This window comes from Shewanella maritima, assembly GCF_004295345.1.
GTDB lineage: Bacteria > Pseudomonadota > Gammaproteobacteria > Enterobacterales > Shewanellaceae > Shewanella > Shewanella maritima.
The window spans coordinates 4,576,800-4,599,722 of record NZ_CP036200.1 but is presented as its reverse complement, the minus strand read 5'-3'; the positions used below and the strand labels follow the sequence as shown (position 1 = coordinate 4,599,722).

Annotated in this window: 20 protein-coding genes; 14 read left to right on the top strand and 6 right to left on the bottom strand. The window is 43.5% G+C overall.

What is annotated here, in order from left to right:
• Positions 1–86 precede the first annotated feature (86 nt).
• Positions 87–1,301 carry a pyridoxal phosphate-dependent aminotransferase gene (locus EXU30_RS19555; RefSeq protein ID WP_130602915.1) on the top strand — a complete coding sequence of 405 codons (1,215 nt, stop codon included), beginning with the start codon at positions 87–89 and terminating at the stop codon, positions 1,299–1,301.
• A gap of 104 nt (positions 1,302–1,405) precedes the next feature.
• On the opposite strand, the gene cls is transcribed toward EXU30_RS19555, so the two are convergent.
• Complete coding sequence (gene cls, locus EXU30_RS19550; protein WP_130602913.1) at positions 1,406–2,857, bottom strand: cardiolipin synthase; 1,452 nt, start codon at positions 2,855–2,857, stop codon at positions 1,406–1,408.
• Between the two features lie 108 nt (positions 2,858–2,965).
• Here cls and EXU30_RS19545 point away from each other — a divergent pair, with 108 nt between their 5' ends.
• From EXU30_RS19545 to EXU30_RS19530, 4 genes are all read left to right on the top strand, one after another.
• Complete coding sequence (locus EXU30_RS19545; RefSeq protein ID WP_130602911.1) at positions 2,966–3,820, top strand: endonuclease/exonuclease/phosphatase family protein; 855 nt, start codon at positions 2,966–2,968, stop codon at positions 3,818–3,820.
• Positions 3,821–3,927: 107 nt separating this feature from the next.
• On the top strand, positions 3,928–4,527 hold the full coding sequence (gene yfbR, locus EXU30_RS19540) for a 5'-deoxynucleotidase (protein ID WP_130602909.1): 600 nt from the start codon (positions 3,928–3,930) through the stop codon (positions 4,525–4,527).
• Between the two features lie 154 nt (positions 4,528–4,681).
• Positions 4,682–6,064 (top strand): anti-phage deoxyguanosine triphosphatase, encoded by a 1,383-nt coding sequence (locus EXU30_RS19535; RefSeq protein ID WP_130602907.1) that lies wholly within the window; start codon positions 4,682–4,684, stop codon positions 6,062–6,064.
• 295 nt (positions 6,065–6,359) lie between these two features.
• Positions 6,360–9,608, top strand: coding sequence for a DUF3857 domain-containing protein (locus tag EXU30_RS19530; protein WP_165399057.1), 3,249 nt, complete (start codon positions 6,360–6,362; stop codon positions 9,606–9,608).
• A gap of 95 nt (positions 9,609–9,703) precedes the next feature.
• Here the strand turns inward: EXU30_RS19530 and EXU30_RS19525 are convergent, their stop codons facing one another.
• Positions 9,704–9,922, bottom strand: coding sequence for a hypothetical protein (locus EXU30_RS19525; RefSeq protein ID WP_130602903.1), 219 nt, complete (start codon positions 9,920–9,922; stop codon positions 9,704–9,706).
• Between the two features lie 191 nt (positions 9,923–10,113).
• On the opposite strand from EXU30_RS19525, the gene EXU30_RS19520 reads away from it, so the two are divergent.
• Entirely contained in the window at positions 10,114–11,694 is a 1,581-nt protein-coding gene (locus tag EXU30_RS19520; protein WP_130602901.1) for a DUF3369 domain-containing protein, read from the top strand.
• A 130-nt stretch (positions 11,695–11,824) separates the two neighbouring features.
• Here EXU30_RS19520 and EXU30_RS19515 read toward each other — a convergent pair whose 3' ends face one another.
• The 4 genes from EXU30_RS19515 to EXU30_RS19500 all read right to left on the bottom strand — a co-directional run bounded on the left by EXU30_RS19515 (position 11,825) and on the right by EXU30_RS19500 (position 15,417).
• Entirely contained in the window at positions 11,825–12,445 is a 621-nt protein-coding gene (locus EXU30_RS19515) for a BsuPI-related putative proteinase inhibitor (protein ID WP_130602899.1), read from the bottom strand.
• The gene (locus EXU30_RS19510) at positions 12,445–14,277 is read right to left on the bottom strand and encodes an AsmA family protein (protein ID WP_130602897.1); all 1,833 of its coding nucleotides are present in this window, start codon (positions 14,275–14,277) and stop codon (positions 12,445–12,447) included. Before EXU30_RS19510 ends, EXU30_RS19515 begins: the two co-directional genes overlap by 1 nt.
• 33 nt (positions 14,278–14,310) lie before the next feature.
• The gene (locus EXU30_RS19505) at positions 14,311–14,805 is read right to left on the bottom strand and encodes a putative 4-hydroxy-4-methyl-2-oxoglutarate aldolase (protein ID WP_130602895.1); all 495 of its coding nucleotides are present in this window, start codon (positions 14,803–14,805) and stop codon (positions 14,311–14,313) included.
• Positions 14,806–14,952: 147 nt separating this feature from the next.
• A complete protein-coding gene (locus EXU30_RS19500) occupies positions 14,953–15,417 on the bottom strand; it encodes a hypothetical protein (RefSeq protein ID WP_130602893.1) in 465 nt (154 codons plus the stop codon).
• Between the two features lie 268 nt (positions 15,418–15,685).
• Between EXU30_RS19500 and ccoN the strand changes: the two genes are divergently transcribed.
• The 8 genes from ccoN to EXU30_RS19460 all read left to right on the top strand — a co-directional run bounded on the left by ccoN (position 15,686) and on the right by EXU30_RS19460 (position 22,891).
• Positions 15,686–17,113: a cytochrome-c oxidase, cbb3-type subunit I gene (ccoN, locus tag EXU30_RS19495; RefSeq protein ID WP_130602891.1), complete on the top strand. Its 1,428-nt coding sequence runs from the start codon at positions 15,686–15,688 to the stop codon at positions 17,111–17,113.
• 12 nt (positions 17,114–17,125) lie between these two features.
• Positions 17,126–17,740, top strand: coding sequence for a cytochrome-c oxidase, cbb3-type subunit II (ccoO, locus tag EXU30_RS19490; RefSeq protein ID WP_130602889.1), 615 nt, complete (start codon positions 17,126–17,128; stop codon positions 17,738–17,740).
• 9 nt (positions 17,741–17,749) lie between these two features.
• Positions 17,750–17,926: a cbb3-type cytochrome oxidase subunit 3 gene (locus tag EXU30_RS19485; RefSeq protein ID WP_130602887.1), complete on the top strand. Its 177-nt coding sequence runs from the start codon at positions 17,750–17,752 to the stop codon at positions 17,924–17,926.
• Entirely contained in the window at positions 17,926–18,882 is a 957-nt protein-coding gene (gene ccoP / locus EXU30_RS19480; protein ID WP_130602885.1) for a cytochrome-c oxidase, cbb3-type subunit III, read from the top strand. Before EXU30_RS19485 ends, ccoP begins: the two co-directional genes overlap by 1 nt.
• A 121-nt stretch (positions 18,883–19,003) precedes the next feature.
• Positions 19,004–19,483 (top strand): FixH family protein, encoded by a 480-nt coding sequence (locus EXU30_RS19475; protein WP_130602883.1) that lies wholly within the window; start codon positions 19,004–19,006, stop codon positions 19,481–19,483.
• Complete coding sequence (locus EXU30_RS19470; protein WP_423213351.1) at positions 19,480–21,954, top strand: heavy metal translocating P-type ATPase; 2,475 nt, start codon at positions 19,480–19,482, stop codon at positions 21,952–21,954. The genes EXU30_RS19475 and EXU30_RS19470 overlap by 4 nt, the downstream gene beginning before the upstream one ends.
• Positions 21,951–22,202 carry a cbb3-type cytochrome oxidase assembly protein CcoS gene (gene ccoS, locus EXU30_RS20755; protein ID WP_242620272.1) on the top strand — a complete coding sequence of 84 codons (252 nt, stop codon included), beginning with the start codon at positions 21,951–21,953 and terminating at the stop codon, positions 22,200–22,202. The genes EXU30_RS19470 and ccoS overlap by 4 nt, the downstream gene beginning before the upstream one ends.
• On the top strand, positions 22,202–22,891 hold the full coding sequence (locus EXU30_RS19460) for a sulfite exporter TauE/SafE family protein (protein ID WP_130602881.1): 690 nt from the start codon (positions 22,202–22,204) through the stop codon (positions 22,889–22,891). The genes ccoS and EXU30_RS19460 overlap by 1 nt, the downstream gene beginning before the upstream one ends.
• Positions 22,892–22,923 lie beyond the last annotated feature (32 nt).

The following is a 22,923-nucleotide window of genomic DNA, read 5'->3' as shown; positions in this document are numbered from 1 at the left end:
CGCTCAAATATTTTATAAAATCCCTTTTAACCACTGCCGATATTGGTTATGGTGCGCTTAATCACTCATGAAGTAACGAGACAGCTATGCGCCCTATAATTAAATCTAATAAACTCGACACCGTCTGTTATGACATAAGAGGACCGGTTCACAAAGAAGCAAGGCGCCTAGAAGACGAAGGTCACCGCATTCTAAAACTCAATATTGGTAATCCTGCGCCGTTCGGATTTGATGCACCCGAAGAAATTGTACGCGACGTTATTCTTAATCTGCCTAGCGCGCAAGGCTACTGCGAATCTAAAGGATTATTTTCTGCGCGTAAGGCAATCGTGCAGCATTATCAATCTCATGGTATTCAGGGCATCGACGTTGAAGATGTCTACATAGGTAATGGTGCGTCTGAGCTGATTTGTATGGCGCTACAAGGGCTGTTAAATAATGACGATGAGGTCCTAATCCCCTCGCCTGATTATCCATTATGGACTGCAGCGGCAAACCTAGCTGGCGGTAAAGCTGTGCATTACCGCTGTGATGAAGAATCAGATTGGTTCCCTGATCTTGAAGACATCAAAGCAAAGATCAGCCCTCGTACCCGTGGCATTGTAATAATTAACCCTAATAACCCGACTGGCGCAGTCTACAGCCGCGAATTATTGCTAGAGATTGTTGAGCTATGCCGGGTGAATGACATCATTTTATTCGCCGACGAGATCTACGACAAAATCCTTTACGATGAGGCCCAGCATATTCACGCTGCATCATTGTCAGACGACATCTTAACCGTGACCTTTAATGGCCTATCAAAGGCGTATCGTGCAGCTGGTTTCAGGGTTGGCTGGATGGTGCTCAGCGGTAACTTAAAAGCAGCGAAAAACTACATTGAAGGCTTAGATATGCTGGCCTCAATGCGCCTTTGCTCAAACGTACCTAACCAACACGCCATACAAACCGCGCTAGGCGGTTACCAAAGTATTAATGAGCTTATTCTGCCGTCAGGGCGCTTAACCGTGCAACGAGATGTGTGTATTGAAGCGCTAAATAGTATTCCAGGCGTTAGCGTTAAAAAGCCAAAAGGCGCGTTATACGCTTTCCCAAAATTAGACATCAAGAAGTTCAACTTAAGGGATGATGAGCGTTTAGTATTAGACCTGCTTAAAAGCGAAAAAATGTTATTAGTACAAGGCACCGCATTTAACTGGCCAGAGCCAGATCACTTGCGAGTGGTGTTTTTACCGCACAAAGAAGACTTACAAAAAGCCATGCAAGGTTTTGGTAACTTCTTAGAGCACTATCAACAATAACCACTTAATCTCTGAAATCGCTAAAACAATACTAAAGCCATGCGTTTAAGCATGGCTTTTGTGTATTTAACTAAAAGTACCACGTTAACTAAGTAACAAGTGGTCTAAAGCAAGGGACTGAACAAATAAAAGAACTGCTCTACAAAACGCTTATAAACAGGTCTGCTACGCCATTCATCAATATCAACCGTCTGCGACTGTTCTATGTATTGTTGCTGCAACTGTGCAAGCTTTTGACAGAATTGAACATCATCAACAGCAAGGGTTAGTTCAAAGTTAAGCCACAAACTGCGCATGTCGATGTTAACGGTACCGATTAAGCAGTGCTCGTCATCCATTAGTACAGATTTGGTATGTAATAACCCACCAGCAAACTGATGAATTTTTACACCTGCATCTAAAAGCTCAGAAAAAAATGAGCTGCTTGCCCATTTAACCATAATTGAATCATTATCTTTGGGGATAATGATATTTACATCTACACCCCGCAGTGACGCGGTAACAAGAGCATCAATTAAGTTATCACTGGGAACAAAATACGGCGTAGTGATCACCACCCGCTTTTGGGCCTGATATAAGCTTTGTAGCAGTACCTGGTGAATTACATCTTCAGGCATACCTGGGCCAGATGGAATAGTTTGCACCAAAGACGTGGTAGGTGAGCATTGGGCTAACGTTGGATGCTCAGGCTTAACTCGCTCACTGGTCTCCACCTCCCAATCCCAGGCAAAGATGCAGTTAAGCACAGGAACAACTGGGCCTGTTACTCGCACCATTACATCGACCCACTGACCTACGCCACTGTCCTGCTTGAAATACTGTGGGTCAACTAAATTCATCGAACCTGTATAACCAATGACATTATCAATCACCACTACTTTGCGGTGTAAACGTAAGTCTAAACGCCTAAAGAACATACGAAGCGGACTAACCTGTAACGCTGGGCGGATATCTATGCCAGCCTGCTGCATCTTCTTAGGCAAAGCAGATTTAAAAAACGGTCTACTGCCAGCAGCATCGAGAAGTACCCTAACTTGAACGCCGCGTTGAGCAGCATCAAGTAGAGCCTGCACCACTTCATCAGCTAAGCCTCCCGCATGCCAGATGTAGAATGCCATGTGAATTTGCTCTTGAGCCTGCTCAATATCACTAATAATTGATCGTAGAATTTGATCGGGAGTGTTTTGCAGCGCTAACTCATTAGACACTAACGAGGGAATATGCAGTTGGCTATTACATAGATTGCTAATTGTTGTCGCATAATTGCTTTGATTTTGTGGCTGATGTGAGCTGTGACTATAAAGCTTATTAAACCACTCAGCATAAGGCTCAAACATCGCTTTGGCACGGCTTGCTCGGGTTTTACCTAGGTTTAATTCGCCAAATAACATGTAGGCAAAGATACCGGCGAACGGCAAAAAATAGATGATCAAAAGCCAGGCAAATGAAACACCAATACTTCTGCGCTTGATAACAATACGAATACCAATGGCCGCAAGTATCAGCCAGTAAGCAATAACGCCTACAATCGCTAGAAGTTGGGTTAATTTATCCATTGTTAGCGCAAGTACTCTTCGTTATATATTTAACTACCGACATTGTACTCACATAAGGTTAATTGGGTATAGTGCAAGCAGAAGGTAAATTAAGGTTAAACGCTACAGATGAAAAAAAGGCGGATAATAAAAGGGTTTGCAATCATCACCGCACTTTTTGTCGCGCTAGCCGTGCTGTATTTTTCGCTGATTAAGTATCTAAATGGGGAGCCGCAGATCATGTTGAATAAGCAACAAGCTCAGTTTATTGAGCAATGTGGCGAGCAACACTCTCAGCAGTATTTAGACTCAAACGGAGTGCTAAACCTCGCTGTATGGAACATTTTCAAGCAAAAACGCAGTCATTGGCAGCAAGAGCTATCTAAGTTGGTTCAATCACATCAATTGATATTGTTGCAAGAAGCTAAACTTAATAATGGCCTACATGACTTTGTCAATAGTATTGAGCAACACGCACTTATGGCAAAAGCCTTTAAGCTTTTCAACACTCCTGTGGGAGTGATGAACCTATCACAGAGTAGAGCGACTCAGGCCTGCGTGTACACAGAGGTAGAGCCCTATATACGATTCGCTAAATCAAGTCTGGTAGCCGAGTACCCCTTATCTAACGGCCAATCATTATTAGTCGTCAATCTTCATGGTATTAATTTTGACTTCAAACTGCATCGCTTTGATAAGCAGATAAACCTTGTATTTACCCAGCTAGAACATCATCAGGGCCCAGTGATTTTTGCCGGTGATTTCAATACCTGGAGCCTAGATAGACTTAGCATCATTCAACAGCTTGCTAAGCGCCATCATCTTGTAGAAGTGAGTTATGATGTTGATGTAAGAACGCGTATTTTTGGCTTACCCTTAGACCATATTTATTATCGTGGAATGAATTTAATTCAATCCAAATCTGTCAACTCAAGTGCTTCAGACCATACTCCAATAACCGCTAAATTTAAAATTGAAAGATAACACCAACATAAGATGAATTAATTTGAGCTAAAAAGTGCCCGTTTTTTTACCATGAATCGCTTGCTAGCCAGTAACTTGTTCGCTGTATAAACATTATGGAGAATTCAATGAAACAAAGTACTTTTATGGCGTGGATCACGCGTATGCCGCTACTCAAGCGCTGGGCATTAATGCATTGCTTTCAAGAAGAAAATGTATCTGAGCATTGCCATCAGGTTGCTGTTATCGCCCACCTGCTAGTCGTCATTAAAAATAAACGTTTTAATGGCAAATTAGACCCACAAAAAGCCGCAACGCTGGCGTTATACCATGAGGTGTCAGAAACCAAGCTGCAAGACATGAACAGCAACACCAAGTATCACAGCCCAGAGTTCACCCAGGCCTTTAAAAAGCTAGAAGATTTAGCTGAGAAGGAATGTCTTGCCACCTTACCAGAAGATTTACGTGAAGAAATGGCGCCGCTAATTGTGCAGTCTCAAGTTGACCCTGAGTACAAAGCGATAGTGAAAGCGGCAGATATTCTCCAAGCATATGTTAAAACAGCCAATGAGCTAAGGTTCAGCAATGATGAGTTTTGTCATGTAAAAGACAATCTCGATGCCAAACTAGCAGAGCTGATTGCGACCATGCCCGAGGTAAAGTGCTTTGTAGATATCTTCCTTAAAAGCTGCACTTCAACGCTAGACAAGTTGTCGCAAACAAACTGATCCTTACGCTATGGTTGAACAGATATAACAAGCGCGACTCACTTATACTAACCACATGATATTAGTGTAGTTTAATGATTGCGTAGTCAAAGCTATCTGTTACAGTTAAACGTGTATGTGTTAGATTTAAACCAAGCTTGGCTTCGAGGTGTTCATGGATTCAAAACCACAATTCGACAACCTAACCATTAACCCACAAACCCAAGCCTGGCATCAGCGAATTCACGGTGAAGATAAACATCGACGGCACGATCACCGCACACCATTTCAGCGTGATCGCGCTCGGATCCTCCACTCAGCGGCGTTTAGGCGATTACAGGCAAAAACTCAGGTACTCGGTATTGGCATGAACGACTTTTACCGTACTCGCCTTACCCATTCGTTAGAAGTATCGCAAATCGGCACAGGCATCACCGCCCAGCTAAAACGTAAATACCCGCAGCTTAAACCTGTATTAGATTCTAACAGCCTGATTGAATCACTCTGTTTGGCCCATGACATTGGGCATCCGCCATTTGGTCACGGCGGAGAAGTGGCACTTAATTATATGATGCGCAGCCATGGAGGCTTCGAAGGAAATGGGCAAACCTTTCGCATTCTGACCAAACTAGAGCCCTATACCCCCAACTGGGGAATGAACCTCACCAGGCGCACGTTACTGGGTATTTTGAAGTATCCAGCGCATTATTCCGCATTAGTGGTACCTCAACGCCATCCCGAGGTGAGTAATTTTCGTCAATTAAAGCCGGCTAACTGGTTATCGGTAAAAGGCGTGTTTGATGACGACAAAGCATCACTAGACTGGGTGTTAGCCAACCTGACCGACAAGGATAGACAAGCATTTATTTCATCGGCTCAAGAAGGCACTAACCCTAACTATCCGCATCTAAAACCGCTACATAAGTCGCTTGATTGCTCGATTATGGAGTTAGCTGATGACATTGCATACGCCGTCCACGATTTAGAAGATGCAATTGTGATGGGCATCGTCAATCAGAACCAATGGCAGCATTCAGTGGTTGAAAAACTACAGCAAATTAATGAGCCTTGGTTAAAACAAGAAATCGCCACAATCGGCATTAAGCTATTTTCAAACGAACATCACCTTCGAAAAGACGCGATCGGTACCCTAGTCAATGGCTTTGTTACCGCAATAGAAATCATCGAGAAGAGTGAGTTTGAAGACATCTTGCTTAAGTACAATGCCAAGTTAGATAGCGACTTTGCAAAGGCATTAGACGTGCTAAAAGCCTTTGTATACCGCTTTGTTATCCGTAAACCCGAAATTCAGATGCTCGAGTTTAAAGGCCAGCAAATCGTGATGGAGCTATTCGAAGCCTTTGCCTGCGATCCTGAAAGGCTATTACCAGAGAACACACGTTGTCGCTGGCAACAAGCCAATGCCAACAACGACAATGCCATGCGAGTGATTGCAGATTATATATCCGGGATGACAGACGAGTTCGCCTCTAAGCTCCACCAGCAATTATTTGGCACCAAGAACATGGGGTTGATTGATATCTCACAGGAAAGATAAGCAGCTGAAGCAAGATAAGCGCATCTAACTAAATTTATACGCACATCAAACTGTTAACTATCAGATAAATAATGTAATAATATCGAAATTAACAAGGATAATACCAATTGGGATAAGTGAGTGTTCAGATATTACGCGGAAAAAATCGCTTAGAACAAGGCGGAAATTGCAGCTAGCTAGTTGTTCTACCTTCAAAATGTTCAACGAAGTTATAAGCCATTTTTACAGGTAAAAAGTAGCCAGTAAGAATGATCACATTTTTATGCTGATTGGTATCATAATAAAAGGAAGTTTCATGGCTAGCTGGTGCGTTTTAGGTCACAGCAAAGTACGCAACTTACGTTATGTAAGTTTCAATTCGATCAATTTTTACCTGCGTTTTGTCGCACTTTTTTTCCTAACTTGTGCGCTATTCACCGGCCCTAACGCGATTGCCTCAACGCATTCCACCACGGCTAGCTCTTCAGTTAATAGCTCGTTAAGTCGGCAGCAACTCGATCAAAATTGGACCAATAGCGATTATCGTGATTATGGTTTAACGCAAGCACCCCAACCTAGCTGGGTTAAACCTAATACCATAGATCAGCCTCAAACAAGGCCTGATCACCAAATAACTAACGGCGTTTATTACCTACTCGTCGACAACCAATACAAGGTGACTGACAATCAAACCCGCGTGTTTAATCACTTTGCTACCCAAGCAACCAATAGCAAGGGGCTGGAAGCGACCAGTCAAATTGATATTGAATACGACCCTTTCTATGAAAAACTTGAGCTTCACCAAATTCGTATTCACCGTGGCAATCAAGTTATTGATAAAACACGTACCAGCCAATTTACACTAACCAAAGCTGATACCGACAGCGACCTCATTTACGATGGCACAATGCGCGCATTATGGGTCGTCGACGACGTGCGCCGTGATGATATTGTCGAGTATAGCTATAGCCTTATTGGTCAAAACCCTGTCTATCAAAACCAATTTAGCCGCACCCGCACCCTGCAATGGAACGTGCCAGTTCATAAACAATCAATACGAGTACAATGGCACAAATCCGAGCCTTTATCCTATCGACTCCATAACAGCGCAGACGAATTCATAGTCAGCCAGCATAGCGATTATATTGACTATCAATTAACGGTTAGTCAGCAATCCCTTGCACCTGATCTAAATGATTCACCACAATGGTATAAACCATTTGCCTGGGTTGAATTTGCCCAAACGAGTAATTGGGAGCAGATTGGCAAGTGGGCAGCAGCTTTATTCGAGCAAGCTGCCAACGCAAAACCTACCGAGCCTTTGCAAACATCCATCGCAAGTACCGCTGAAAAACTCACAGCGCCCTATAGTAAAACCCAGGATAAAGTCATGGCCTTGATTGACTTTGTGCAGCAAGACATTCGCTATCTTGGCATTGAAATGGGCGTTAACAGCCACCTACCAGCGAGTCCAGCAGATACGCTTACTCGCAGGTACGGCGACTGCAAAGACAAATCCCTACTGCTGGTGGAGCTACTAAAGCAAATCAATGTCAAAGCATCGCCGGTGTTGGTAAACACCACCATTGGCCCTAAACTCGACACTTACCTGCCTGCCGCCAACCTTTTTGACCACGCCATCGTCAATATTCAAGTCAATGGTGTCGACTACTGGGTAGATGCAACAAGGCAAAACCAGGGTAAGGATTTAACCAGTCTATACTTGCCTGACTACGGCCATGTATTGGTTGCTGACAAGCACACCCAAGCACTCACTAAACTACCAGCTGCGCCAGAGCGGCAAAGAATCGTCTTTAAAGAGGTTTACGATCTTTCTAAAGGCTTAGGTAAAACCGGTGAGCTAACGGTAGAAACCAAGTACTTTGGGGCCCAGGCTGAGCGTATTCGTAATCAATTGCAGCGCAAAGGGTTAAATAAACTTGCGTCGCAATATCAAGATTATTATCAAGGACTGGTAGGAGAGCTAGAGGAGAGTCAACCGCTAAGCTTTGTTGATGATGACAAAACCAATCAAATTACGGCGACCGAGCACTACCGAATTAGCCAACCTTGGGTTGAAGATGAAGCGGCAGAAGAGCCAGGTGAGTTTTATTTTTACGCCTATGAAAATCAGATAACCTCATATCTCACCCCGCCGAAAGGTGAGCCAAGGTTGATGACGCAAGCGTATCCGCTGTCAATCAAAGGCGAGCTAATTGTTAATTTGGATGACCGCAACTGGTCATTTGAAGATGAAACAATTGACGAGCAAAATGAATTCTTTGATTTTAACTATCAAGTTAGCTTCCAAGACTCCAACAATCAGCTAAGGATTGAATACCAATATAAACACAATACTGACGTCATTAACCCCGAGAAATTTGACCAATGGGTAAGTGCATTAAAACGCGTTGATAAGTACGCTAGCTATGGCTTAGTTAGCTATGAGCGCTCGAGTAGTGATACTGCAGCAGCACAAACCGCGGCAACTGATACCGGCTCTTCCGAGCAGAGCTTGCCTTGGTGGGTAGAAGATCTGCAAATGTGGATTTTGGCGGGCATGCTGGCACTACTGTTGTTCGTCTATGCGTTGGTGAGCTTAATCATTGATGAAGAAGTTGAGCACGAAAGTGTGTTTTACCCAGTATCAATCTCGAAGTTTGTGCTGTTAACCATATTAACCTTAGGGATCTATCCATACTATTGGCACTACAAAAACTGGCAGTACATTAAAAAGCAAGACTCGCCAACAATTATGCCGTTCTTTAGAGCATTCTTTGGTACGTTATGGTTTTATCCGCTATTCGCACAAATCAACAAACGTACACAAGAAAGTAAAAGCCACAAGTTCATTCCGTTATGGCTCGGTGCCATCCTCGCATTGTTACTGATCACAGTTACGGTTGCAGACCGCTACTTTGATGAGTCGACCATAGTGCTTTGGGTAACCATTGCGGTGACCTTGCCATTAGTCATTCATATCAATGGCATTAATGGCGCAAACTCTAGCGCACTTAAAGCTAACTCGCGCTGGCGCCCACGTAACTACATTATGGTGTTAATGCTGCCTTTGTTTGCCATGTTGCTGGCAATGGACATCAAACTTCTTCCAAGCGACAAAATAGTATCAGGTGAAGATTTGTGGGGGCACGACATTGAGTTTATTAGAGACAATGGTTTGCTTGCAGAAGATCAAAAGCCCATTTACTTCTACAGCAATGACTTTCTCTCGAATCGTAATGACGGTAATGGCATTACCGAAACTGGGGTGTTCTCATACTGGGTTGAAGAGGATGAGCTTCGCAGTGAACAAGCAAAGTTTGCTGAAATTACTGACGTTGAAGTCTACTACCCTGAATCGAATGACGAAAATACGGAAGTCACCGTTTACTATGGAGATAAATTTTTATTGCTCTATCTTTCATCGATAGACAAATTAGACAAAAAATTTGTCGAACTACTCGAACAACGCTGGCAACAAGCTAACGCTCAAGAGCTTTCCGATCAGTTAGATTCAGACTCACAATTTAAAGTTAATGTGATAACGCAACAAGGCAGTGAGTAAACTTCCAATAGACCACAGCCGCTAAGTTACATTAGCGGCACTTTGGCCGAGACCAATTGCTTCTTACTATTAGTCAAATGTACCAATACTTAGCTTTAAGCTTCGCGTACTTCAATTTGATTCGATTTAGCTATGCCACATGGCTGAGTGCAATTGCTGCAGTGAATCTTTTTTGCGCAATTTATCAAGCACATTTGCCATACGGCTTGCTTAGTTTCACTATCAAGGCAACGAATATCTGCCGCACATAAGGCACCAGTACCTATTAGTTGTGCTAATTGCTCGTATGACAGTGAAATATTCATCTGCTTCATGCTTGTACCCTACTCAAAACAACATGGGTTTACATTAACCTTATTGATAATGATTATCAATTGCATGTTAAAAAATTTCCTGTATCTCTTCCGCCTATGTGAGCTTGATCTACACTTAAAGTAAGCGGAACTGACTAATTGTTTGCTGTTGCGATTAGCCATTGTTTTTTAACCCTGACTTGAGGTGATCAATGCTCCTAGATATGGCCAAAAAAAGTCCGTTGTTTGCAGGTAAGAAAAAAACGAGTAACGAAAAAATATTACCGACATGGAAAATTCTCATTGTCGATGATGAGCCTGATATTCACAGTGTAACTAAGCTGGCATTATCTCGGTTCAAACTTGACGATAGAGGTTTGTCGTTCGTTAACGCCTACAGTGGTGAACAAGCGAAGGAAGTATTAAAGGAACATACTGATATCGCAGTCGCCTTTGTCGATGTGGTGATGGAAAGTGACCACGCCGGATTAGAGCTTGTACGCTGGGTTCGGGATGATTTGAAGAATAAAAACGTGCGTATCATTTTACGAACGGGGCAACCGGGGCAAGCCCCTGAAGAAGACGTCATCGTTAATTATGATATTAATGATTACAAGGCAAAAGCCGAACTAGACTCTCGTAAACTATCTACCAGTATGTACTCTGCGCTACGTTCTTATCGCGACATCATGGAGATTGAAGCCGCTAGGCTCACCCAGCATAAGCACCGTCAAGGCTTAGAAAAGGTCATTGAAGCTACATCGGGTCTGTTTGAGTTAAGAACCCTGCACCGTTTTGCTGATGGCTTGCTTAACCAAGTTGCAGGATTACTTAATCTGCAAGCAGAAACCCTACTCCTAACCTGTAATTCTATCGACGCAATTAGTGGTCATGTTGAATCATCAGAAATTGAAGTGCTTGCGGGTACAGGTAAGTTTGAAAACTGTGGCAGCGAAAAAATCCCCGAGTCTATCTACACCCTGCTCAATCGCGCTTTAGCGGAGAAACAATGTTTATATGTTGATAACGCATTTATTGGTTATTTCCCAACGAAAACCAGTAAGTGGATCAATTTGCTATATGTCGACGGCGTAAACGAATTAAGTGAGCTAGACAAAAAGCTGATTGATATTTTTGCTATTAATGTTGGCGTAGCCTTTGAGAACTTGTTGCTTAATCAGGAAGTTGAAGATACGCAATCAGAGTTAATTCTCCGTTTAGGTGATGTAGTTGAAAGCCGTTCAAAAGAAGCCGCCAATCATGTTAAGCGTATGGCTGAGTACAGTTATGAACTGGCGATATTAGCGGGACTCACTGAGTATCAAGCAGATCTGTTAAAGCACGCCTCACCTATGCATGATGTTGGCAAGATTTCGACGCCAGATGCAGTGCTGCTAAAACCAGGAAAGCTTGACGATGATGAATGGAAAATCATGCAGCAACATCCGCAGATCGGTTATCAAATTCTTGAAAGCTCCAACAGACCAATTCTGAAAGCTGCCGCAACTATCTCACTGCAACATCACGAAAAATACGACGGTAGCGGTTACCCTAATGGCTTAAAGGGTGATGATATTCATATCTACGCGAGAATTGTAGCTATTGCCGATGTATATGACGCGCTCACTCACAAACGTTGTTATAAGGAAGCATGGGCGCTAGATGATGTGCTTGAAGAAATGAAACGCTGTAGCGGTACCCATTTTGACCCGCATTTGCTTGCACTATTTATCGACAATATTGATATTTTTGAACGTATTAAGCTGCACTGGCAGGATGTACCGAGCGCTTAACCAATACTCAATAGCAATTCGCCCCTACCTACATACGAGAAAGCTCAGCATTTGCTGAGCTTTTTGTTGTAGAGTTGCCGCGCTTATCTGAAGCAACTTGCGTATCGCGTGCAATGCGATAAGTACAGATTTACAGTACTGGAATAATCACCGGGTGTAGCACCGTTTTACTGCTATCTTGCAGCTTACCAGCAAACTCTACTTGAAAACGCGAGCCCTTAACTAAGGTCTGCATCACTTTTTCTGGAACCATAAATTGCGATTTAATTGATTTACCCGCAGCTAAAGTTTTGCTACCTAGTGCTTGAGTAAACATCATGTCGTCACTCCATGCCCATACCTTTCTATTCCGCGCATCAAATAACACTAAATCTGCAGTTTTGCCTGAGTTAAAGTTAATCTTCACCGATTGCTCGAGCGGGTTGGTGATGGTTAAGCGAAATACCCCTTTACCGTTTTGACTTGCCTGCTCGTCAAATACTAAATGCCCATGAAGCACTGACTGGGTATGAGGCGCAACTTGTTTACCAATCGTCACATCAGCCATGGAAGACTTAAGCTCCTTGATTGTCGGTTTCGCTTTGAGCTGTTTATCTTGTGTTTGAACAGCGCTTGCCTGCTCGTTTACTTGCGCAGGCTTCTTCGCCACGTCCGCGTCTGCTTGATTGGACTGACTGCAAGCACTAATTATGGTTGCAGACAGAGCTGCAACCACAAGCAGGCTAGAGTTTGTTACGTAACTTGCTGACATTAAAATCCACCTAATTTTTCAAACAATTTGTCTTTTAGCTTGTCTTTGGCTTTTTCAGTTTCTTGCTTAAGCTTTTGATTGAGTAACGCTTCTGTATCAAGCGCAAATTTTGGCTCGGCAAAGCTTCCGCTAATGCTCAATGGTATATCAACGCCTGATAGCGAATCATCACCGCCTTGCCCTGCAAGTGAACCCACTACACTGGTTGTTAAGCTATAGTCGATAGTTTGCGTATCGATATTGGCATTGCCTTTACCGGCAAGCCTCAACAATGGTGATGCCATAGCGAGATCTGGGTTATTTAGTACCGATTTTGCTAAGGTAAATGACCCTGTCAGGCTAGTGAAATCGGTTTTTTGCTCTTCAGGCTTAGCACTTGATAAATCGCCAGACAGCTTTTGTTTAGCACTGCGGATCATTTGCGGAATGTTCACGCCATACAATGAACCGTCTGCAATCTCAAAGTTACCCTTGGCATTAAGGTTGCGCTTTAGGTTATCTGGGATCAAGCTTTTACCGCTGCCAGTCACTTTGATATTGGCGTTGCCTGAAAGCATATCCACTTCAGCAGCATCGGTCAGTAAAGGTCGGAACTGCACGCCATTTACCGACATATCAAAGTTATAGCTTGACACTTTAGCGCGACCATCAAGTTTTGCTTTTGTGAGTAAGCTACCCTCATACATGTCGGCGCTTAAATTACTCAGGTTAATCACGCCATTTTTAATGCTGGTCGTCATGTCCCAGTTTTCAGTCACCAGTTTCTGCGCTTTAATTGATTTGGCCTTAAAGGTGAAGTCAACATCAAGCGTTTTTAAGGCTGATAAGTCAGGTTCAGTAGCAGGAGTTGAAGCTTGGTTACTATCATCAGGTGCTTGTTGACTCTCACCATCTTGCCGAGCAGGCATGTAAGGGTTTAAATCAATTTCATTAAAAGCAAGGTTTACGTCAATTTGCGGCACCTTAGTACCGTAATTGACCTTGATATCGCCGTTACCATTAATGGCATCAACTTGAATTTGGCTAAGAACTAACTCAAGTGCTTTGCTGGCAAGGTTAACGTTAAGCTCGGCGCTGACATTACCCACAACTTTATTATTCGGTAGATTAGCACCCGTCAACGTGTTCTCGATACTAAAGCCAGACACAGACACGCTTTGAATATCCTTACCTACAGTTAATTGCCCTTTGCCTTGAGACTTGGCGTTCATGTCAGGTAACACAGCCTCAAACACATAAGAAAAATCTGCGGTTTTACCTAATTCGAACTCACCCAATTTAAATGACGTCAGGGTAAACGCTTGTTTAGTTGCGCTCTGTTCATCAATCAGGTTTATTTGGGTGTTGGTTACACTAATGCCGCCTACATAAACACTGCTTGGATCAAAGCTTGATTTACCGTCCGCTTTAGGTTCAGATGCTTCAGACTTTGCTTGCTCTTCTTTAGTTAGACCATCAAAACTGGTGCGGCCATCTTTGGTGGTGACTAAGTTAACCACCAAACCATCAAGTACTAGCTCTTCAACTTCAATCTGTTTGCTCAGCAGTGGCATCAACGACACATTAGCCACCACTTGATTGACTTGAACCATTTGCGCATCGCTAAAACCTTGAGGGTTCGATAAAGCAATGCCACCAAGGTTAATGCCAATTGATGGGAAAAAGCTCCAGCTCAAATCTTGATTAATTTGCAGCTTGCGCCCGGTTTCCGTTTCAACCGCTTCAATAATTTGAGGCTTGAAGTCATTCAAGTTAAAGATTTGAGTGATATAAACCACGAAACCTGTTACCAGCAGTGCCAGCGCAATAACAACCCACTTAATAATTTTCATTACCGCATCCTTGAGAGATAAATTAAGTCAATATTAGCTTATTACTGAGAGATCTAACGGTTTGTTACTGCAAGCAACACCATTTAGATCGCCATAGATATGCATACCTGGTCTAATTTCTACGCCAGCTATGTTTATTGAACAGTTTACTTCGCCAAGATCGCGCTTGGCGGTTTTAATCGGATTAGTTCCCAGCGCTTTAACCGCAACATTAAAGCTATTGATAGTACCGGCATCGCGAATACACCCTTTGATCACCACACCTTCCCAACCACTGTCCATTGCGCTTTGCGCGATCATGTCACCGAGTAGCGCACGATTCATCGAGCCTTGCCCATCGACGACTAGCACTTTACCGGCGCCGGGTGTTGCTAACAGCTGTTTGACCTTAGAGTTGTCCTCAAAGCAACTGACAGTGACTACCTCGCCATGGAAAATCGCCTTCGCCCCAAAATCACGCCAGTCAAGCTGGATTAACGTCAAGTCGTCTGGGTAATGGTCAAATAAATCGGGTAGTAAATCTAACATCGCCACTCCTTTGCCGTTCGCGCACAGTGTTGCGCGTTTAATCGTCTAAATTTGTTTAAGTTAGATTACTGATTTAATAGAGGTTCAACAAGCGTATCAAGGTGTTATTACAGCACTATTTACATTAGAGGTTAAATTACACTGAGCCTAAATTGGGTTATCAGCTCTAAAATCAAACACTGCAGTTTGCACGCCGTTTTCGGTTTCGAAGTTTAATGTCATGCGCCAAATCATATAGTCACTACTACATGAGCCATATATGAGGTTGCCTTCAAAGAGTTGCTGGGCATTGTTGACAGGGCTAGCAGCGAGCTTGCCTGGGATAACTCCCATAAACATATCGCGGCCTTCAACTACATAACTGACATTGTTAACAGTTTGATCAAAATTAACTGCTAACTGCAGATTTTCCTCACTTGGCGCATGCTCTGGATAAAGCGTTAACGACACGCCTACCCCATCCACAAGCTGCTTACAAGCCCCTTGCTGAAACTGGCATAAACTTGGGTCTTGAACAAAATTTTCATCTGCGCTAGGGGAAGAGTCACCGCATGCCGTAAGAAAAGCCGAGAAAACTAATAGAAATAAGGTGATGCAACGCATTTGTGTCATTTTTAACCTAATAAACATAATTTTTAACATTATCTTGTAGACCTTGATCTAGATCAAATTTCATCTACGGCCAATAGTATCTTTTTTGAATCAGCTCACGTATCATTAACACGCTTCATGATGAATGTTAAAATCATGTTGTAAACCATTGACAAACGTAAGATTAAACGCGCGTCAACAGCGTGTTTTTTGAGCATTGTTAAAATAAACAGGTAAAGCTTGCCTTTACTATAACTACAAAGTCAAAGTAATAAGCCGTGGAAGCATTATGATGAACCATTCCCAGTCTACAGGCGCTGATTACAACTACACTATTGTTCGCCAATTTGCTCTCACAACTGTGTTGTGGGGTATTGTTGGTATGGCAGTAGGTGTGTTAATTGCGGCCCAGTTAATCTGGCCTCAGCTGAACTTCGAAACTCCTTGGTTAACCTATAGTCGTTTACGACCATTGCACACCAATGCAGTTATTTTCGCGTTCGGTACATCAGCCCTATTCGCAACATCCTACTATATCGTTCAACGCACATGTCAAACCAAACTATTTGCCCCTAAATTAGCGGCATTTACGTTCTGGGGATGGCAAGCCATTATTTTATCAGCAGCAATCACTCTGCCATTAGGCTTTACCTCAGGTAAAGAGTACGCTGAATTAGAATGGCCAATCGACATCGCCATCACCGTCGTTTGGGTGTGTTACGCCATTGTATTCTTTGGCACCATTATTAAACGAACTACCTCGCACATTTACGTCGCGAACTGGTTCTTTGGTGCATTCATCATCACGGTTGCAGTGCTTCATATTGTTAACTCTATGGCTGTTCCAGTCAGCATGCTTAAGTCGTACTCTATGTACTCGGGCGCTGTCGATGCTATGGTGCAATGGTGGTACGGTCACAACGCGGTTGGTTTCCTACTAACAGCGGGTTTCCTTGGTATGATGTACTACTTCGTACCTAAGCAAGCTGGTCGCCCTGTTTATTCTTACCGTCTATCTATTGTTCACTTCTGGGCACTGATTGCACTTTACATTTGGGCTGGTCCTCACCACCTTCACTATACAGCGCTACCTGACTGGACTCAGTCTCTCGGTATGGTGATGTCGCTAATCCTATTTGCTCCATCTTGGGGTGGTATGATTAACGGTATTATGACGCTTTCTGGTGCTTGGCATAAACTGCGTACTGACCCAGTACTGCGTTTCTTAGTTGTTTCATTGTCTTTTTACGGTATGTCTACCTTCGAAGGCCCAATGATGGCAATCAAAACTGTTAACGCCCTATCTCACTACACTGACTGGACTGTTGGTCACGTGCACTCTGGTGCGTTAGGTTGGGTTGCAATGGTATCAATCGGTTCTTTATACCACTTGATCCCAGTACTGTTTGGTCACGGCCGTATGTACAGCACAAGCCTTGTTAACGTTCACTTCTGGTTAGCGACGATCGGAACAGTGTTATACATCGTATCTATGTGGATATCTGGTGTTATGCAGGGTCTAATGTGGCGCGCGGTTAACTCTGACGGTACGTTAACTTATAGCTTCGTTGAGAGTTTAGAAGCCTCTTACCCATTCTACTTTGTTCGTTTTGTGGGTGGCGCATTCTTCCTTGCTGGTATGTTAATCATGGCTTACAACGTGATTCTTACTGTTAAAGCGAAGAAAGATTCTCTTCCATCACTTTCAGAAGCATAAGGAGCCGATTCGATGAAATTTAATCATGAGTTAATTGAAAAGAACATCGGCTTATTGGGTATTTTCACTGTTATCGCCATTAGCTTTGGTGGTCTAGTGCAAATTACACCGCTTTTGTTCCAAAAAGACACCACAGAGCCAGTTGAAGGCCTACGCCCTTATTCTGCGCTTGAACTTGAAGGTCGCGACATCTACATCCGTGAAGGTTGTTATAACTGTCACAGCCAAATGATCCGTCCACTGCGTGCCGAAACCGAGCGCTATGGCCACTACTCTGTAGCAGGCGAAAGTGTTTGGGATCACCCATTCCAATGGGGTTCAAAGCGTACTGGTCCTGATCTAGCACGTGTAGGCGGTCGTTACAGCGACAAGTGGCATGAGGTTCACTTAATCGACCCACGTATTGTGGTACCTCAATCAAATATGCCTGGTTTCCCATGGCTTATGGATAACACCCTAGACGGTAAGTTAACCCGTAAGAAAATGGAAATCTTGAGCAACTTCCATCCTGATCACAACATGTACAGTGAAGAAGAGCTTGCCGGCGCTGAAGAAGCGGTGAAAGGTAAGACTGAAATGGAAGCGCTAATCGCATATTTGCAATCATTGGGTCACGCACTCAAGTAGGAGGCAATGATGGATTACGGCACTTTTCAAGGCATATTAACCATTATCGTAATGGTCACCTTTGTCGGTATTTTCTACTGGGCGTACAGCTCTCGTAGCAAAAAGAAGTTTGACGAAGCAGCAAACTTAGTCTTTACCGACAAAGAACTTGCTGAAATGTCGAAGGACTCAGGAGAACAAAAGTAATGAGTAACTTCTGGAATATTTGGATTATCATTCCAACACTTTTGGTCATCTTTGGCTGTGTAGTTCTACTTATCGCTTGTACTAAAAACAGCACAGGCGTAGAAGAAGGCAAGTCAATGGGCCATAGTTTTGATGGTATCGAAGAACTAAATAACCCACTGCCGAAGTGGTGGTCTTATATGTTCTACGTCACTATCGTATTTGGCGTAGTTTATCTACTGCTATACCCAGGTCTTGGTAGCTACCAAGGTCTATTTGGCTGGACCAGTGCTAACCAAAGCGTACGCTCTATGGAAGAGTCAAAAGCTGCGGTTGAAACTGCAAAAGCAAATAACCACCTTTCACAGTATGATGCCGAAGTCGCCAAAGCTGATGCGAAATATGGCCCTATTTTCGACAAGTACTTAGCAACGCCATTAGAAGAGCTAGTAAAAGACGAGCAAGCATTAAATGTTGGTAAACGTTTGTTTATTAACAACTGTGCACAATGTCACGGCTCTGACGCTCGTGGTTCTAAAGGCTTCCCTAACCTAGCTGATGGTAGTTGGTTATACGGTGGTGAGCTTGCAGATATCAAGAAGAGCATCATGGATGGTCGTAAAGGTATGATGCCGCCAAAAGGTGGCTTACCAATCGAAGATAGCGAGCTAAAAGGTTTAACCGAGTATGTGGTTAAGCTTTCTGGCCGCGAGCATGACGCAGCACTTGCAGCACAAGGTCAAGGCTCATTCATGAAAGGTTGTTTTGCTTGTCACGGTATGGACGGTACAGGTAACAAGTTCATGGGTGCACCAAATCTAACTGATGACGCTTGGTTATACGGTGCGAGCCGTGGCGCTATTGAAGAGTCAATTAGAGATGGCCGCGCAGGCGTAATGCCAGCTTGGAAAGATATCTTAGGTGAAGAGAAAGTTCACGTTATCTCTGCCTATGTTTATAGCTTATCTAACAAATAGTTAGCATAAAACTTCATCAAAAGCCTCGATACAAATCGAGGCTTTTTTTTAAGTGAACATTAAGTTATTTCAAGGTAAAATATCTCTACTAATTTATGTCGTATTTTTATTAGGAATTTGTATGTCTGCTCCCCTTCCCTGGTACAAACAATTTTGGCCTTGGTTTCTGATCGTATTACCTATGTGTGCTGTTGTAGCTAGTGTAACTACCCTTAAAATTGCTATGGATAATTCTGACTCATTAGTTGCAGAGGACTATTACAAGCAAGGTAAAGGCATCAATATGGATCTTAAGAAGATCAAACATGCAAAAACCATAGGTATGCAATACCTAGTGACAGTTGATGACCACCAGCTGGTATTGTCTCAACAAGGCGGCCCAGAATACGGCGCAGCATTGACCGTAGACTTCTTTCATCCAACCCTTGAAGACAAGGACTTTGAAGTTTTGGCAACGGCAGACGCCAAAGGCAATTATAAAATAGCACTTCAAGAATCAATTTCTGGTCCTTGGGAGGTGCGTCTTGAAAGCTTTGATGGTAAGTGGCGTATTCAACAGCGCATTGATATTCAAGATGACGTTGAGTACTGGTTAAATTGAGCAATTGCGCACCACAATCACATGCAGATGAAAACAAGTGTTATCACTGTCATGAGCCTATTCCAGCCAATTTACATCTGACGACAAATATCAATGGTCAAGCGCAGCCGATGTGCTGCCTTGGCTGTCAGGCTATTTCACAAACTATTGTAGATTCTGGGCTAACCAGCTATTACCAATACCGTAGTGAACCTGGCACCAAAGGCGCTGAGTTAGTTCCTTCACAATTACAGCACTTTAACGCTTACGATCTTGAAGAAGTACAGCAAGACTTCGTTCACAAAGACCAACAACGATCCGCTACATCATTAACCATTGAAGGCATTACTTGCGCCGCATGTGCCTGGTTAATTGAACACAAATTAAAGTCTATTGATGGCATTCATTCGATCATGGTTAATTCAACCACCGAGCGTGCGATGGTGTCATGGAACAATGAGCAAATATCGCTCAGTGAAATCCTAACTGCGGTCAGCAAAATTGGCTATCAGGCTGCGCCCTACCAGGTTGATGAGCAAGAAAAAATTGCCAAAAGCAACAGCCGTAAATTCTTATTGCGTTTAGGCCTTGCCGGCTTTGCCACAATGCAAGTTATGATGTTTGCCCTGGCATTGTATTCAGGTTATTTCACCGATTTAGAGCAAGAGTATCGCGATTACTTTCGCTGGGTCAGCATGATATTTGCCGCGCCAGTGGTATTTTATTCAGCTCAGCCATTCTATTTTAGCGCCATAAGAAGCTTACTTGGCGGTAAGTTGAATATGGATTTTTCAGTATCACTTGCTATTGCAGGCGCCTATATCGCCAGCATCGTCGCGACGGTACAAGGCGACGGCGAAGTCTATTTTGAGTCGGTATCCATGTTCACCTTCTTTTTGTTGCTTGGGCGCTATTTTGAGCAAGCGGCAAAACAAAAGGCCAGCGTCAGCTCAAGTAACTTACATAAGTTAGTGCCACTTACAGCAAATTTAGTTACCGATGAAGGCAGTAAACAAATCGCCGCAAAACAGCTAAAACTAGGGGATATAATCAGCGTCAAACCAGGAGAAATGATTGCTGCCGATGGCCTAATAACCAAAGGTTTAAGCGCAATTGATGAATCAATGTTGACTGGTGAACACTTGCCCGTTAACAAAGTGATTGGTGATAAAGCCTATGCCGGCACCATCAATAGCGAGCAGCCTATTGAGTTAAAAGTGACCGCGATTGGACAAGACCAATTAGTTGCCGAGATCATTCGTTTGCAGGAAGTGGCTAGTAACACTAAACCCAAAGTGGCACTGTTGGCAGAGCAAGCCGCCAGTTATTTTTCCGCTATCATTATCGCCATAGCCGCCATTACCTATATTGTTTGGCAGTTTGTCTCTCCTGAAGATGCATTTTGGGTCACTTTGTCGGTATTAGTGGCAACCTGCCCTTGCGCACTCGCATTAGCCACACCCACGGCGATAACCTGTGCCACCACGTTGTTTACCAAACTTGGGATCATCACCCGTAAATCAGGCGTGTTTGAAAAACTCCCCAAAATTGATCAGGTTGTGTTTGACAAAACCGGTACCTTAACCCGAGGTCAATTGACCATAGATAGCATTGAATTGCTAGGCAATGATTTTGATAAACAGCAAGTTTGTGAGTTAATTGCTGCGCTAGAGTCATCAAGTTATCACCCGATTGCGCAAGCCTTTAAACCCTTCCCAGCAATGCAAGATGTCACGGACATAGTGCATCACACTGGCGCAGGCATTAGCGCAACTTTCAATAACCAAGCGACCAGCGCAGATAACAATTCCAATAAGGTTAAGTTCGGCTCTGCAAGCTTTGTTAATGCAAACAATAATTCGCACACTTTGGGCAACGCCAATTCAAGTACTGTAGCTCACCAGAAACAACAAGTTTATTTATCGATTGATGACCAGCTAGTCGCCGTATTCACGCTAAGCGATGCAATACGTGAAGATAGCAAGCACACCATTGCAGATTTGAACAAACTTAATATTGCATCGAGCATTGCCAGCGGCGATCAATCAGGCCATGTCAATTACGTCGCAGACACCCTCGGCATTGCTGAAGTACAATCAGGACTCTCACCTCAAGGTAAACTTGATTATGTACAGCAGCTACAAGTAAATAAACAGGTCGCCATGTTTGGCGACGGTATTAACGATGCGCCAGTACTTGCCGGTGCCAACCTCTCTGTAGCGATGGGCAGCGGTACTGCACTCGCGCAAAATAGCGCTGATTTAATCTTACTTGGCGACAAACTGTCTCGATTTAGCCAGGCAATTGATATCGCCAAAAAGACCCACCGTATTATTCGTCAAAACTTGATTTGGGCGCTGGGATACAATGTGCTGATCATCCCATTAGCGGTAACCGGACACGTGTTTCCTTATATCGCTGCAATTGGCATGTCGTTAAGTTCGATTATTGTTGTCAGTAACAGTCTACGTCTGCTTAGGACTAAATTATGAGTATTATCTACGTACTGATCCCCATTGCGATGTTGTTTGTGCTTATCGCTGTGGGCATCTTTTTTTGGGCTGTGCGCAGCGAGCAATTTGATGATTTAGAGCGTCAAAGCGTGTCAATTTTATTTGACGATGACACTAAGCCTGCTGCCAATTCAGGCTCGTCAAACCAAGCTGACGGCGATAGTAAAACCGAAAATAGAGCCGCAGAAAGTAACCAACAATCATCAGCCCAAAAAGAGCCTAACTAATGGAGCTTTCAATTTGGGGCGCATTTATGGTTGGACTAATGGGCGCCGCACATTGCTTTGGTATGTGCGGAGGCCTTGTTGGCGCGTTTTCAACGAGTATTGCTAACTCCAACCAAGGTAATTATCTTGCACGCCAATTGGGCTTTCTTGTTAGTTACAACCTAGGGCGCATAATCAGTTACACCCTGGCAGGTATGTTAGTCGGTGGCGGCGCAGCTGCGCTAAGTCAGCTATTTGCCATTGATAATTATCTGGTTTTTTTGCGGTTATTTGCCGGCATTATGATGATTGCGACTGGGCTTTATATTAGTCAGCTATGGATGGGTATCACCCACATCGAGAAAATGGGCCAAGTCATTTGGCGTTTTCTTAATCCTATCGCTAAAAAGCTGCTGCCAATACGTCATCAAGGCCAAGCCCTTGTAGCGGGATTAATATGGGGCTGGCTGCCATGTGGGCTAGTTTATAGCACCCTAACCTGGTCTATCGCATCAGGCAGTATGCTCCAAGGCGGCCTTATTATGCTGGCCTTTGGTTTAGGTACTTTACCAGCGCTACTAAGCGCTGGTGTGGCAGCAAAGCAGCTTGCACAATGGGTGCAACACAAAGCGGTACGCCTTATCAGTGGCTTACTGATTATCGCTTTTGGTATGCAGACGATTTACATAGCAATTGCCCAGCTAAGCTAGCTGAAAACTCAGATTTGGTTTAACATAGGCGG